This window comes from Burkholderia pulmonis (assembly GCF_984667975.1).
This window is the reverse complement of record NZ_OZ480188.1, coordinates 328,373-343,376: the sequence shown is the minus strand read 5'-3', so window position 1 is coordinate 343,376 and position 15,004 is coordinate 328,373. Positions and strand designations below refer to the sequence as shown.

Sequence of the window (15,004 nt, the reverse complement as noted above, 5' to 3'; positions counted from 1 at the left end):
CCGCCGGGAACGACGCACCGGCAATCGCGGCAAAACGGCCGCCGGCGGCTATCTCGCGGAACAGGCACAGTGGACCGTCCGGCCCCCTTCCGGCCTGCTAGACTGAAACTTCCCCCTGCACACCCTGGAGGGAATCATGATGTCCATCTACGTCGTGAAAACCGGCGAGCAGTTCCTCTGCACCGCCGAGGACGGCGACATCGGCATGGCACCGGCGGTGGAAGACGCCACGTCGTTCCGATCGTATGAGGAAGCGGAACAAGCGGCGCACACGCATGCCGATCCCGGATACGAAATCGTCGCCGTCTGCATGATCAGGCACTGACACGGCATGGTGCCTTCCGGCCGACTTCAGGCCGACCGCGGGCGCCGATGGACCCACGCCATCGGCACCCGCAACCCGGCCCGAAGGCCGGTCATGCAGCGTCAGCCGTCGTTGCCCGCCGCCCGCTTCCCGCCGAACGCCTCGCACGCAGGCTTGTCCCACCGCGTCTTCACGACGCGATTGTCCGAATCGAACTGCACCTGGTACTGGCAGGTCGCGACCTTTCCGGCGTCGCGGAACAGGAACAGGTAGTTCCACGTCCGCACGTGGAAGATCCACTCGTGAAAATGCGGGGCCCCGAGCAGCTCGTACAGCTGGTTCTTCGTCACGCCCGGCTGCACCTGGGCCAGATTCGCGAGATTCGGATACGTGCCTTCGGGCAGCGTGGCCGTATCGGGCGGCGGGAACGGCGGATCGCCCTGCTGCGTGGCGCATCCGGTCAGGCCGGCGGCGACGACCAGCGCCGCGGCCGCGAACTTTGCAAGATTTGCGTTCATGTTTGCCATTGTCTGTATGGAAGGGAAACGGCGCGGGCCGCGGCTCACCACTGATACCCGGCGCCGACCACCGCGCCATACGTGCCGCGCGTGTTGGTCGAAACGGCCGCCTTGTAGACCCAGTGGTTGTTCTCCGAAATCGTCGAAATGCCCAGCGCCTGCCCCGACTGGCCGCGATACACGCTGCCGGCCAGCGCGACCATGCTCTTGCCGGGGCCGGACGGCTGCGGCAGGCCGGCCACGGCCATCGCCGTCGCCGTGCCGCCGTCCGCGTCGCGGCGGTAGCTGTCGAGGCTGCCGCGCAGGCTGGCGACCTGCCCGTCCGTGTAGCTGTTCGCCTGCGACAGGGTGTTGCCGACGCTCGCGTTCAGCTGGTTCACGTTGACCGCGTCGGTGCCCTGCGTGCCGGCCGCGACGTTGACGACCTGGCGCGCCGAATCGGCCGAGCCGACCGCGACGACGTTCGAGCGCCCGCCGTCGTTGCTGCCCGTGCCGATCGCGGCCGAATTGCTGCCCGATGCGGTGGAGCCCACGCCGATCGCGGTCGAGCCGTTGCCGGACGCGAGCGAGCCGTTGCCGACCGCCGTGCTGTTCGAGCCCGATGCGACCGCGCCCGAGCCGCCCGCCGACGAGTTCGCCCCCGTCGGCCCCGGCGGCACGTTCGTGCCGTTCGGATTCGACGTGTACGAGCCGCCGAGATTGGACGTGCGTTGGTTGATCAGCGTCGTCAGCTGGTTGGCAACCGAGTCGAGCTGCGACACGTTCACCGCATCGGTGCCGCTCTTCCCGGCCGCGAGGCCGGTGATCTGCCGGTTGCCGATGTTGACTTCGCCGGCCGACGACTGCGGGCTGCTCAGGCCGTACGCGATGTAGTTCGTCTGCGCGCCAACTGTCGTCAGCGAACCGGCGCCGAGCGCGACGCTGTTCGCGTAGGTTGCCGACGCTCCGGCGCCGAGCGCGAGCGCATCGGTCGCCGTGCTGTGCGCCCCCGACCCGAGCGCCACGCTGCCGACGCTGGCCGCGACCGCGTTGGCGCCCTGCGCGACGGACTGCGCGCCGGTGGCCGTCGCCGCACTGCCGAGCGCGAGCGCATCGGCCTGCGCGGCACTCGCCGCCTGGCCGATCGCGACGCCGCCCGGCGCGGTGGCCTCGACGATCGCGCCGTTGCCGATCCCCACGCCGTTGTCGCCATTGACGACCGTCGTCGGGCCGACCGCGACCGAGTCCGTGCCGACCGCGAGCGAATCGGCCGCGGTCGAGTTCGCGTGGAAATACTTCTGGCTCGTGACCGCGAACGACTGCAGCGCGCCCGCCAGCTGCCGCACGGTCACCGCGTCCTGCTGGCCCGTGCCGTCCGCGACGTTGGTGATCTGGCGATACGTCTTGTTCGTCGCGTCGCCGACCGACACCGCGCCCAGCAACGTCTGGTCGGTGGTATTGAACGGAATCGACGCACTGCCGTTGCGGATCGTGCCGGACGCCGGCACCGTCGCGCGATCCGACACCGAGCCGGCGCCGAGCGCGATGCTGCCGTCCACCTTCGCGACCGCGTTCGGGCCGATCGCGACGCTGTCGACGCCGAGTGCCTGGCTGTCCGGCGCGGTCGAGTTCGCGTGGAAATACTTGATGCCTTGTGCGTTGATGTTGTCGATCGCCGAGCCGACGCTGTGGTTGACCGTCGTCGTGCCGTTGTTGTTGTAGGTGACGTACGACGGCGCCGAAACCGTGCCGGTCACCGGATCGTAGGTGGCCCCGCCGCCCAGCCCGCCGGCCGTGCTGTTGCCGAGATTGTTGTTGATCGTCGTGATCGAGTTGAGACCGGTCGACAGCGAGCCGATGCCCGTCGACGTCGCGGTCGACAGCGACGTCAGGTTGCTGTTCGTGCTCGACAGGCCGGTGGAGAGCGAACCGACGATCGTCGAGGTCGACGTCGACAGCGACGTGATCGAGCTGGTCGTCGAACTCAGGCCGGTCGACAGCGAACCGATGCTCGTCGACGTCGCGGTCGACAGCGACGTCACGCTGCTGTTCGTCGTGCTCAGGCCGGTCGACAGCGATGCGACACCGGTGGACAGCGAGCCGACGATCGTCGACGTCGACGTCGACAGCGACGTGATCGAGCTGTTCGTGCTCGACAGGCCGGTGGACAGCGAGCTGATGCCCGTCGACGCCGACGTGGACAGGGAAGTCACCGTGCTGTTGGTCGAACTCAGGCCGGTGGACAACGACCCGACGACCGTCGACGTCGACGTCGACAGCGACGAGACCGAGCTGTTGGTCGAACTCAGGCCGGTGGACAGCGAACCGACGACCGTCGAGGTCGACGTGGACAACGACGTGACCGAGCTGTTGGTCGAGCTGAGGCCGGTGGACAGCGAGCCGACGACGGTCGAGGTCGATGTGGACAGCGACGTGATCGCGCTGTTGGTCGACGACAGGCCCGTCGATGCCGAGGTCGACAGCGACGTCACCGCGCTGTTGGTCGAACTCAGGCCCGTCGACAACGAGCTGATGCCGGTCGATGTCGACGTGGACAACGACGTGATCGAGCTGCCGACCGACGACAGGCCTGTCGACGTGGATGTCGACAGCGACGTCACCGCGCTGTTGGTCGAACTCAGGCCCGTCGACGTGGATGTCGACAGCGACGTCACCGCGCTGTTGGTCGAACTCAGGCCCGTCGACAACGAGCTGATGCCGGTCGATGTCGATGTGGACAACGACGTGATAGAGCTGCTAACCGTCGACAGGCCCGTCGACGTGGACGTCGACAGCGACGTCACCGCGCTGTCGGTCGAGCTGAGGCCTGTCGACAGTGAACTGATGCCGGTTGAAGTCGACGTGGACAACGACGTGATCGAACTGCCGACCGACGACAGGCCCGTCGAGGCGGACGTCGACAACGACGTCACCGCACTGTTGGTCGAACTGAGGCCCGTCGACAGTGAACTGATGCCGGTTGAAGTCGACGTGGACAACGACGTGATCGAACTGCCGACCGACGACAGGCCCGTCGACAGCGACGACACGCCGGTCGACAACGACGTGATGCTCGACGCCGTCGACGTCGACAACGAAGTGACCGCAGTATTCGTCGCGGCAAGCTGCGACCCGTTGATCGCATCCGTGCTCGCCGAATCGATGCGCCCCGCCGCGACGTTGGTGACCTGGCGTTCGGTACCCGGCGCGCCGACACTGACGACGCTGGTCGGCGTCGTGCCCTTGAAGTTGTACGTGACGCCGCCGATCACCGCGCTGGCCGTCGGATTCGGCGCGGCGGTCGTCGAGCCCGAGCCGAGCGCGACATCGCCCGCATTGCTCGCCACGGCGGACGCGCCGAACGCCAGCGCGCCCGCCGCCGCCGCCGTCGACGTGTTGCCGAGCGCGATCGAGCCGATGCCCTGCGCATTGTTCGAATTGCCGATCGCCAGCGCGCCGTTCCCGTTCGCCGTGTTGTTCGCGCCGACTGCGACCGCACCCGTGCCGGTCGCGGCATTCGGATCGCCGATCGCCACCGCGCCGTTGCCGCTCACCGTCTGGCTCTCGCCGAGCGCCACCGCGCCGGTGCCGCTCAGGACCGTCGAATTGTGGCCGCCGGCGATCGCGCCCGTGCCCGCCGCCGCGGCAACCGAACTGGTATCGCCGAACGCGACGCTGGACGCTGCCGCTGCCGTCGTGCTGCTGCCGAATGCCGTTGCATTGGTGCCCGTCGACGTCGCCAGCTTGCCCAGCGCGATCGAACCGACACCCAACGCATTGGCATTCGTACCGAACGCGATCGCGAAATCGGCGCCGGCCGTTGCGTTCGAGCCCAGCGCAGCCGAGCTCGAACCGAGCGACTGGGTGCCCGATCCCGGTACGCCGGCGGTTCCGCCCCAGCCGATCGCAATCGACGTCGCGCCCTTCGCGCCGCTGTTGACACCCATCGCGACACCGGAATTGCCGCTCGCCAGTGCACCGCTCCCGACGGCCACCGCTGCGCCGCCCGAACTTGTCGCCTGATTGCCGATCGCAACCGAACCCGTCTGGGTCCCGCTCGCGAGATAGCCGACGGCAATCGAATAATCCCCGCTACCGGTCGCCAGCCCGCCGAGCGCGGTACTGTTGGCGCCGGTCGCATGAGCATTGATGCCGACGGCCGTAGTGTTGTCGTTCGTCGCGTTCGCGCCCGGGCCCAGCGCGGTGGACGACACCCCCGATGCCGACGACAGATTGCCGTAAGCCGTTGAATTCACCTGCGTGGCAACCGAGCCGACGCCGATCGAAATCGAGCTGGCGCCCCCCGTTGCAGAGCCGCCGCCCTGCGCATACTGCGCATGCGCGCTGGCCTGGAACAGCCCGAGATACACCGATGCCATCAGCATGACGAGCCGACGCGGAGACGGCATCGACAGCGGACCGGCGCTTGTCGCCCCCTCCGCGCTCACGGCAGGCTCCGCCGCACTACGCGACGACGCGACACGCTTCCCGCGCGCGCGGTCGAGCTCCGAAGCCGCAACCCAGGCTCCCAATGCTTCGTTCCAGATCGACTTGAACGACTTGTTCATCTTGTCTTCCCTCGGTTCTCATGTGCTGGATGACGCAATCGCAAACACGGCACCGGGCATAGGACGCACCTTCTTTCGTCTTTACCCGTGACGCGACGCCTCGTTTATCACTTCGTATCACTAACTAAATGGACGAACAGCGTCGCCCGACACCTTCGATACCCATCGCGATCGCACAACCGATCGCCGGCTATCGAATCATGGAAGCCCACGTTGCCGGCCTGGCGGCGACACGACGCGCGACGCATCGCGAACGAGCGCGCGCACGCCGTCGCGCCGAACCTGCGGCAACGTTGAATTGCATCGGAAAGCGTCGTTCAGACGCCGGACGGACACGTACCGGCCCGCATTGCGGGCGGCCCGTCACGTTTCATTCAGGGGGAGGATGATGCCGTGCAGCCCCCGGGGGCGAAGCATGTGCCGCCGGATCGATCGACCCGGTGCGTTGACCTGCCATGCTTGTCGTGCTCATATTTTTCGTACCCGCCTGATTCGACAGCGCACCGCACGCGACCGCCCCCGGATCGATCAGACTGCCAGGCCGTCAACGCGAAGCCACTCACCCCTGTTTCCGCCCGGCCTGCGACCGGTTTTTCCGGATTTCCGGAAAAACCGGCGACTTGCCGAACGACCCCGACATCGAATTAATCGATCTCATTTGCTTGACGATTTTTTCTCGTCCGATGCCTTGCAACCGAACAAACCCCACGAACCCGCCACTCTTCTTGTATATCAAATCATTCGGCGAATTATAAAGTTTGCATTATCCTCGTGCCTGTTATTCTCCTGCCACCGCATTCCCATCATTCCCATCATATGGGAATACCATCACTCAATGTCACATTGAATATCGCATACCATGGAAGCGACGAGACTACACCTTCCGCGGCAACCCGACACATCGAAAGAACCGATTCCAGCCGCGCCGGGGCTAGTGTGCCGGCATTCGTCCAAACAAACCTTTTCCGGAGCGGACAAACCCTTTTCCCCGGCGGACGGCATTTACATTCATACACATTCGCATGAAATCCGATTTACATGCGAGATAAATACAGGTCGACGATCAACCAACTCTTAATCAGGAAGCCAAGGAATTGATGGATCGATTTACACCGCCAAAATCAATTTCTCGATATTTAAGGCGCAGATTCTTCATTCAGGCCAATTCGATCGACAAAATCATTGAAACGGAAATAAAGACCGAAATCAATAAACCCGGCGCGGCACATTTTTCCGACTTTTTTTCATGAATCCGGCCGTCACCGTGACATGCACGCAACGTCGGCCCGACAAGCCCACACGCGCCGCACGGAATCCTCGCAACCGACGCGGTAGTCGGCATATAATTTTTTGCAACAATTGACCAGATAGCGATGCCTCCTATCCGACCGGCCACTCTTCCAACGCGTTCGCAACCATGTCATCCCGCTTGCCCAGTCCGGCGTCGCCTCGCACCACGCCGGATCTCGCTGGCGCACATATTCTCGTCGTCGACGATCGCCCGAACGACCTGCGGCTCCTGACCGAAATCCTGCGCGCCGCGCAATGCCGGATCAGCGTGGCGTTCGACGGGTTGCAGGCCTATCACCGCGCACAGGCGATCGCGCCCGACCTGATCCTGATGGACGTCCGCATGCCGCGCATGGACGGGTTCGCCGCTTGCCGGCTGCTGGCGTCGACCCCGTCGACCCAGACCATTCCGGTGATCATCCTGACGGCCGCGGGCGATCTCGAGGATCGCATCGCGGGGCTCGAAACCGGCGCGATCGACTACATCGTCAAGCCGTTCGAGCCGACGGAAGTCATTGCGCGGATCCGCAATCACCTGAAACGCGCGCGGCGCAGCCAGCCGTTCGCGCACCTGCCCGAACTGCCCGACAACCCCGATGCCGCGCTCGTGCGCGCGGCGGCCGACGTGCTGCTGCGCGACCTGCGCCATCCGCCGGCACTCGAGGATCTCGCGAAGCGGGTCGGCACGCACGAAAAGCGGCTGTCCCGCGTGTTCCGTGACCATCTCGGCCAGACCGTATTCGAATACCTGCGGGACACGCGCCTGCGCGCCGCGATGCACTTCCTGTCGGAAACGTCGATGGGCATCGGCGACATCGCCGAGGAAATCGGCTTTTCCACGCCCGGCAATTTCGCGACGGCGTTCCGCGAACGCTTCGGCATCACGCCGTCGGACTGGCGGCGCCAGCGCCACGCGGTCGACGCGCCGGCCGCACCGGCGGGGCACCACGGCGATGCCTAGGCGATTCGCGCCGTGGGCGGCGGGATGGCGCGCGTTGCTGCTGCTTCTGATGACGCTGGCCGTCACCTGCGCGACGGCCAGCGCGGCATCGACGCCGAACCCCGCCCAACTGGAAGCCGTGTCGGTATTCGAAGACGCGAGCGCGACGATGACCGCCGAACAGGTCGCCGCGCGGCTCGCCGAACAACGTCAAGAAGCGCCTGCAGAGCGTAAATCGTCGTTCAACGTCGAGTTCTCGCGGTCGGCATGGTGGGTCCACGCGACGCTGACCAACCGCGACAGCGCTGCACGTCCGCTGGTACTGGTGATTCGCGACGCGCGCATCGACCACGCCGACTTCTATGTCGACCGGAACGGCCGGTGGACGCTCGACAGCCGCTTCCCTGCCGGCGGCGTCGACAGCGATGCCGGCGGGCAACCGTCGCGCTACCCGGCACTCGACGTCACGCTGCCCGCTGGCGAAAGCATGCCCGTGCTGATCCGCGTCACGTCGCGCAAGGAAATGCGGCTCGCGCCGGCCGGGTTCACCCGTGCGGCCTGGGATGCGCTGGAACGGCGCGCGACGATGTGGGATTTCGGCTTCTTCGGCGGCTTGCTCGCGCTCATGTGGTGCGCGCTGCTGATCGGGTTCTTTTCGCGCAGCGGCGTGTTCCACGTGCTGGCCGCGATGGCGCTCGGCACGACGCTGTTCGAGGCGGCCTACCGCGGCTATACGGCAATGGCGTTGCCGCCGGCGCTGCGCGAATGGTCGGCGCGCGGCGAGGTGATCTTCGCCTACGTGGCGCTCGCCAGCTTCATCGTCTTCATCCTGATGGTCGCCCGGCGCGAGCAGGCGAAGCTGCCGATGCGCGCGGTCTACATGGCATTCCTCGCGCTCGAATGCGTCGGCATGGCCGGCGCCGCATGCGGCGACCTGCTGACCTTCACGTGGTTCTGCCTGCGGCTGAACGCGGTGCTGGGGATCGTCAACATCAGCCTCGCGCTGCTGCTCGCGATCCGCCGCACGCCGACCGGCCGCGTGATGCTGATTGCCGTCGCGTTCGCCACCTTCAACATGCTGATCCGCGTGCTCGACGGCATGAGCGCGCTCCCCGCCATGCTGTCCTGGCTGAAATCCGACATTTACCCGAACCCCGTCATCGCGATCGTCGGGCTTGCCACGCACCTGCTGGTGCTGGCCGCATGGATCCACCACGTGGGCCGTCAGCGCACCGAGGCGCGCAAGCGGCTCGAACACTGGCAGCTCACCGAACAGGATCGCCTGCGCGACGAAGTCGCGAGACGCACGGTCGCGCTCAACGACGCGCTGCAGCAGGTGACGACCCACATGCAGCAGAAGATCGAGACGCTCGGCTACGTCAGCCACGACCTGCGCGCGCCGCTGTCCACGATCAACGGCTACGCGAAACTGCTGCTGCAAAGCGCGACGCACAGCCAGGCGCGGCTGATCCGGTCGATCGACCGCAGCATCCGCTACCAGCTCGCGCTGATCGACGAACTGCTCGCGTTCACGAAGGCCGAGCTGCAGCCGCTCGGCGTGACCCCGGACACGACCGACCTGCCCGGCCTGCTCGACGATCTCGGCCATTACGCGCTCGCGCTGAGCGCGCAGCAGGACAACCGGTTCGTCTACCGGCCCGCCACGCCGCTGCCGCGCACGGTGTCGATCGACGGGATGCGGCTGCAGCAGGTGCTGCTGAACCTGCTGTCCAACGCGTCGAAGTTCACCCGCGACGGCACGGTCACGCTGTCGGTGCATGCGTCGCGCGAAGGCGACGCGTGGCGCCTGCTGTTCGAGGTCGCCGATACGGGTATCGGGATCGACATCAGCGGCACCCGCGACATCTTCCGCGCGTACCAGCAGGTGCAGGCCGTGAACGGCGGAACCGGGCTCGGCCTGTTCATCGCGCAGCGCATCGTCGGTGCGATGGGCGGCGAGCTGGCCGTCGCCAGCCAGCCGGGCGTCGGCACGTCGTTCTCGTTCGCGATCATCGCACCGGCCGTCGGGCACGCGCTCGTGCCGGCGTCGGAGCTCGTCCGGCGGTTTCATCCGGCCGACGATGCCGGGCCGGCGCCCGCCGCGCCCCCGATCGCGGCCCCGCCCGACGAAGCGCTCGACGAACTGATCCAGTTGGCCGGCGACGGGCGGCTCACGGATATCGAGGCATGGCTCGGCCACGTGGCGGACGAGCCGGATTACGCGGCCTTCGTGCAGCAGGTGCGCGAGCACCTCGATGCGCTGGACCTGCACGCGATCGAAAAACTGGCCGGCTCGCTGAAGCGTGCACGCGTCGCCGATACGTCATTCGACGCCGAGACGGACACGGCCGGGCCGGCCTGACCGCGCGGGCCCTCGCTTCTTTCGCCGACGCCCGCTAATGCTCGCGATCGGCCCGCTCGACGACACGGGCCAGGCGAATGATGTCGGTCAGCCCGAATTCGCCGGCATCCGGGCGCGGGCGGCCGTGTTCGTCGGCCACCCGCATCGCGAACGCCAGTGCTTCCGAGCGCTCGCGCAGCAGCACCCGCAGTGCGTCGGCCACGATCCGGCAATCGCGCGCGTCGCCGAGATCGAGCAGCGGCCGGTGGCCAGGTTCGACGGTCAGCGCATCGGCACCGCCCGCTGTCGCGTCAGCGCGCTTCATCCCGCTCTCCCCGCCCGATCATGATCCGTCGCCCTGCAATCGCCGCATCGTCGCCACCAGCGCGGCCCCTTCGCCGGGCGGCGCCGGCCGCGCGGGCGACGTGTCGCGTGCCGGCCGCAGCGTGCCGAGCCCCGTGCCACCCGTGCGCCGCCGCGCGGCATGCCGCTCGATGACCCGCTGCAGCACGCAGAACACGCACAGCAGCGCACCGATCACGATCCGCGTCCACCACGAACTCAACGTGCCGTCGAACGTGATCAGCACCTGGATCGTGCCGAGGATGCCGACCCCGAACACCGAGCCGACCACGTAGCCCACGCCGCCCGTCAGCAGCGTGCCGCCGATCACGGTCGCGGCGATCGCGTCGAGCTCCATCCCCTGCGCCTGCAGCCCGTAGCCGGACAGCACGTACAGCGTGAACACCACGCCGCCGAGCGCCGAACAGAAGCCGCTCAGCGCGTAGACCCCGACCTTCGTGCGCGCGACCGGCAACCCCATCAGCAGCGCCGAGCGCTCGTTGCCGCCGATCGCATACACGTTGCGGCCAAAGCGCGTGAAATGTGCGACGTAGATTGCGGCAGCCAGCGTCGCGAGCGCGATCAGCGCACCCGCGCTCAGCATGCCGCCGCCGACCGGCACGCTGATGCCCGCAATCGCATGAAACGCCGGCTCGTCGATCGTGATCGACTGCGTCGTGATCAGGAAGCACGCGCCGCGCGCGAGAAACATGCCGGCGAGCGTGACGATGAACGGCTGCAGCCGAAAGTAATGGATCAGCGCGCCCATCGCCGCGCCGTACAGCGCGCCGAACGCGAGCACGAGCGGCACGATCACCCACACCGGCCAGTGCAGCCGCTCGGCGCCGACCGCGCAGAAGATCGTCGTCAGCGCGACGACCGAACCGACCGACAGGTCGATGCCGCCCGACACGATCACGAACGTCATCCCGATCGCGACGATCAGCAGGAAGGCGTTGTCGACGAGCAGCCCGGTCAGCACCTGCATCGAGAAGAAGCCCGTGTACATCACGGACCCGAAGCCGAACAGCGCGGCGAACAGCACGATCGTCACGACGATCGGCAGCGTGCGCGGATCGGCGAGCCGGCCAAGGAAGCGGGTCATCGCGGCGTCGCTCCGGTGGTGGCGCGCGAACGCGCGGAAGACAGCAGCCGCGACGCATGCCGGACGACCAGCGCGCGCGCCGCGTCCGACTGGATCAGCGTCACGACGATCACGACGACCGCCTTGACGACGAGCGTCGCCTCCGGCGGCACGCCGATCGAATAGGTCGTATAGGTGAGCGTCTGGATGATCAGCGCGCCGAGCACCGTGCCCGCGAGGCTGAAACGGCCGCCGAGCAGCGACGTGCCGCCAAGCGTCACCGCGAGGATCGCGTCGAGTTCGAGCAGCAGCCCCGCGTTGTTGCCGTCCGCGCTGCGCACGTTCGAGCTCGCGAGGATGCCCGCGAGCGCCGACATCGCGCCCGAACACAGATACACGCCGAACACGACCGCGCCCGAACGCAGCCCGACGAGCCGCGTCGCGACCGGGTTCACGCCGATCGCGCGGATGAACAGCCCGAGCGCCGTGCGGTTCACCAGCAGCGCGGTCGCGGCGATCGTCGCGATCGCGATCCACACCGCGCACGGCACGGTCGCGAGATAGCCGCCGCCGAGCACAAGGTAGCCGGGTGCGCCGATCGGGATGATCTGGCCGCCCGTCAGCAGTTGCGCGACGCCGCGCCCGGCCACCATCAGGATCAGCGTCGCGATGATCGGCTGCATCCCGACGAACGCGACGAGCAGCCCGTTCCATGCGCCGGCCAGCAGCCCGACGCCGAGCGCGGCGGCGAGCGCCGCACCGACCCGCGACGGGTCCGCATCGAGCACGATCGCGGCGGCCGCGCCGGCAATCGCGACGATCGCGCCGACCGAGATGTCGATCCCGCGCGTCGCGATCACGAGCGTCATCCCGAGCGACACGATCACGAGCGGCGCCGCGCGGTTCAGGATGTCGACCGGTGCGCCGAACAGGTGACCGTCGAGCAGCGAGATCGACAGGAAGCCCGGGCGATGCGCGACGTCGAGCGCGAACAGCAGCGCGAGCGTCAGCGCCGGCCACGCGAGCGGATGACCGAACAGCGAGCGCAAGCGCGTCATGACTGGCCTCCCGCGATCAGCCGGTACACCTGCTCCTCGGACGCGTCGGCACCGCTCAGTTCGGCCACCTTGCGCCGGTCGCGCAGCACCGCGATCCGGTGGCTCACACGCACGACCTCGCCGATCTCCGACGAGATGAACAGGATCGCGAGCCCCGCCGCGCACAGCGCGAGCACGCGCTCCATGATGTCGAATTTCGCGGCGACATCGATGCCGCGCGTCGGCTCGTCGAGAATCAGCAGTTTCGGGTCGGTCGCGAGCCAGCGTGCGAGCAGCACCTTCTGCTGGTTGCCGCCCGACAGCAGCCCGATCGGCTGCTCCGCGTCGCGCGCCTTGATGCCGAGCCGTTCGATGTACGTATCGGCGATCTCGCGCTGGCGCGCCCGCCCGATCAGCCGCCACCAGCCGCGCCGCGCCTGCAGCGCGAGGACGATGTTCTCGCGGATCGACAGCGCGGCGACGATGCCCTCCTTCTTGCGGTCTTCCGGGCAGTACGCGATACCGTGCCGCACGGCGTCGTGCGGCGACGCGAGCCGCTTGCGCGCGCCGTCGATCTCGACGGCGCCGGTGTCCGGGCGCTCGGCGGCGAACGCGAGCTGCGCGGTTTCGGTGCGCCCCGAGCCGAGCAGCCCGGCCAGCCCGACGATCTCGCCCGGGCGCACGTCGAGATCGAGCGCGCTCATCATCCCGCGCCGGCCGACCTGCTGCATCGACAGGAACGGCGCCGCGTCGCCGGCGGTGCGCCCGACGGCCACGGCGCCCGCCTGCAGCGCATCGGACATCCGTTCGCGGCCGGTCATCTTCGCGACCAGCGCGTCGACCGGCAGGTCGCACGCCAGGTATTCGCCTTCGCGCTCGCCGTTGCGCATCACGGTGATCCGGTCCGACACCGCGTAGGTCTGCTCGAGAAAGTGCGTGACGAACAGGATCGCGATGCCCGATGCCTTCAGGCGGCGCAGCACGTCGAACAGCCGCGCGACCTCGCCGTCGTCGAGGCTCGACGTCGGCTCGTCGAGGATCAGCACGCGCGCATCGACGGACACGGCGCGTGCGATCGCAACCATCTGCTGCACCGCGATCGGATACGCGTCGAGCGAGCGCGTGACGTCGAGCGACAGGTCGAGTTCGGCCAGCGCCGCGCGCGAAGCCGCATGGATCGCGCGCCAGTCGATCGCGCCGCGCCGCATCGGCTGCCGGCCCGCGAAGATGTTCTCCGCGACCGACAGGTTCGTGCACAGGTTCACCTCCTGGTAGAGCGTCTGGATCCCGGCCGCCTCGGCCTCGCGCGGCGCGGCAAAGCGCACGCCCCGGCCGCCGACGCGGATCTCGCCCGCATCGTGCGCATGCACGCCGGTGAGCACGTTGATCAGCGTCGACTTGCCCGCGCCGTTCTGGCCCATCAGCGCGTGGATCTCGCCCGGAAACAGCCGGAAGTCCACGCGCTGCAGCGCGCTGACGCCCGGAAACGACTTGTCGATGCCGATCATCTCGACCACCGGCGGATTCGTCATGAACGCTCCTCGAAGCGGTTGCCATCCGGGCGGCCGCCACGCCGCCGCCCATGCGGGACTGTCCGTACCGGCTCAGTACTTGCGGGTCGGCATCACCTGCGCCGCGACGTTCATCGGGAACACGGTCTCGTTCGTGACGATGCGCTTGGGCAGCGACTTGCCGGCGACCACGTCCTTCACCGCGCTCATCAGCTGCGGGCCGAGCAGCGGGCTGCATTCGACGTCGACGTTGATCTTGCCGGCGACCATCGCCTGGAAGCCGCCCTTCGTCGCGTCGAACGACACGACGCTCACATCCTTGCCGGGCTTGATCCCCGCTTCCTCCATCGCCTGGATCGCGCCGAGCGCCATGTCGTCGTTGTGCGCGTAGACGACGTTGATCTGCTTGCCGTAGGTCTTCGCGAACGCCTCCATCACCTGCTTGCCGCCGGCGAGCGTGAAGTCGCCGCTCTGCGATGCGATCACCTTGAATTTCGGATTGCTCCTGATCACTTCGAGCAAGCCCGCGCGGCGGTCGTTGGCCGGTGCGGAACCGACCGTGCCCTGCAGCTCGACGATGTTGATCGGACCCGGATCGTTCTTGTAGTGCTCTTCCATCCAGTGGCCCGCGCGCCGCCCTTCCTCGAGGAAATCCGAGCCGATCATCGTCACGTACAGCGACGGGTCCTTCACGTCGACCGCGCGGTCGGTCAGGATCACCGGGATGTGCGCGGCCTTCGCTTCGGTCAGCACCGGCTCCCAGCCCGATTCGACCACCGGCGAGAACGCGATCACGTCGACCTTCTGCGCGATGAACGAGCGGATCGCGCGAATCTGGTTCTCCTGCTTCTGCTGCGCATCGGAGAATTTCAGGTTGATGCCGGCATCCTTCGCCGCGCCCTTCACCGACACGGTGTTCGCGGTGCGCCACGCGCTTTCCGCGCCGACCTGCGAGAACCCGAGCGTGATCGGCTTTTGCTGCGCGAACGCGCCGGGCGCGAGTACCGTCGCCGCGGCGACGATCGCACCGGCCGCCAGCTTCCTGATGAATGTCATGGTCCGTCTCCGATGATGTCGTTGTCTGCCGCGG

The 15,004-nt window shown here is 67.6% G+C and carries 10 protein-coding genes; 3 read left to right on the top strand and 7 right to left on the bottom strand.

Annotated features, from left to right (window positions below; genetic code table 11):
- Positions 1-136 precede the first annotated feature (136 nt).
- Positions 137-325 carry a hypothetical protein gene (locus AC5LXK_RS33370; RefSeq protein ID WP_493394884.1) on the top strand — a complete coding sequence of 63 codons (189 nt, stop codon included), beginning with the start codon at positions 137-139 and terminating at the stop codon, positions 323-325.
- Positions 326-426: 101 nt separating this feature from the next.
- On the opposite strand, the gene AC5LXK_RS33365 is transcribed toward AC5LXK_RS33370, so the two are convergent.
- Together AC5LXK_RS33365 and AC5LXK_RS33360 are read right to left on the bottom strand one after the other, a co-directional pair.
- Positions 427-822 carry an outer membrane protein assembly factor BamE gene (locus AC5LXK_RS33365; RefSeq protein ID WP_493394883.1) on the bottom strand — a complete coding sequence of 132 codons (396 nt, stop codon included), beginning with the start codon at positions 820-822 and terminating at the stop codon, positions 427-429.
- A gap of 44 nt (positions 823-866) precedes the next feature.
- Positions 867-5,369: a YadA-like family protein gene (locus AC5LXK_RS33360; RefSeq protein ID WP_493394882.1), complete on the bottom strand. Its 4,503-nt coding sequence runs from the start codon at positions 5,367-5,369 to the stop codon at positions 867-869.
- Between the two features lie 1,417 nt (positions 5,370-6,786).
- Here AC5LXK_RS33360 and AC5LXK_RS33355 point away from each other — a divergent pair.
- Positions 6,787-7,620, top strand: a complete 834-nt coding sequence (locus AC5LXK_RS33355) for a response regulator transcription factor (RefSeq protein ID WP_493394881.1) — start codon at positions 6,787-6,789, stop codon at positions 7,618-7,620.
- Entirely contained in the window at positions 7,613-9,961 is a 2,349-nt protein-coding gene (locus AC5LXK_RS33350) for a sensor histidine kinase (RefSeq protein WP_493394880.1), read from the top strand. The genes AC5LXK_RS33355 and AC5LXK_RS33350 overlap by 8 nt, the downstream gene beginning before the upstream one ends.
- A gap of 34 nt (positions 9,962-9,995) precedes the next feature.
- Here AC5LXK_RS33350 and AC5LXK_RS33345 read toward each other — a convergent pair whose 3' ends face one another.
- The 5 genes from AC5LXK_RS33345 to AC5LXK_RS33325 all read right to left on the bottom strand — a co-directional run bounded on the left by AC5LXK_RS33345 (position 9,996) and on the right by AC5LXK_RS33325 (position 14,970).
- Complete coding sequence (locus AC5LXK_RS33345; RefSeq protein ID WP_493394879.1) at positions 9,996-10,265, bottom strand: hypothetical protein; 270 nt, start codon at positions 10,263-10,265, stop codon at positions 9,996-9,998.
- 18 nt (positions 10,266-10,283) lie between these two features.
- Complete coding sequence (gene yjfF, locus AC5LXK_RS33340; protein WP_493394878.1) at positions 10,284-11,387, bottom strand: galactofuranose ABC transporter, permease protein YjfF; 1,104 nt, start codon at positions 11,385-11,387, stop codon at positions 10,284-10,286.
- Positions 11,384-12,424, bottom strand: a complete 1,041-nt coding sequence (locus AC5LXK_RS33335) for an ABC transporter permease (protein WP_493394877.1) — start codon at positions 12,422-12,424, stop codon at positions 11,384-11,386. Before AC5LXK_RS33335 ends, yjfF begins: the two co-directional genes overlap by 4 nt.
- The gene (locus AC5LXK_RS33330) at positions 12,421-13,935 is read right to left on the bottom strand and encodes a sugar ABC transporter ATP-binding protein (RefSeq protein ID WP_493394876.1); all 1,515 of its coding nucleotides are present in this window, start codon (positions 13,933-13,935) and stop codon (positions 12,421-12,423) included. The genes AC5LXK_RS33335 and AC5LXK_RS33330 overlap by 4 nt, the downstream gene beginning before the upstream one ends.
- 72 nt (positions 13,936-14,007) lie before the next feature.
- Positions 14,008-14,970: an ABC transporter substrate-binding protein gene (locus AC5LXK_RS33325; RefSeq protein ID WP_493394875.1), complete on the bottom strand. Its 963-nt coding sequence runs from the start codon at positions 14,968-14,970 to the stop codon at positions 14,008-14,010.
- Between the last annotated feature and the right edge of the window lie 34 nt (positions 14,971-15,004).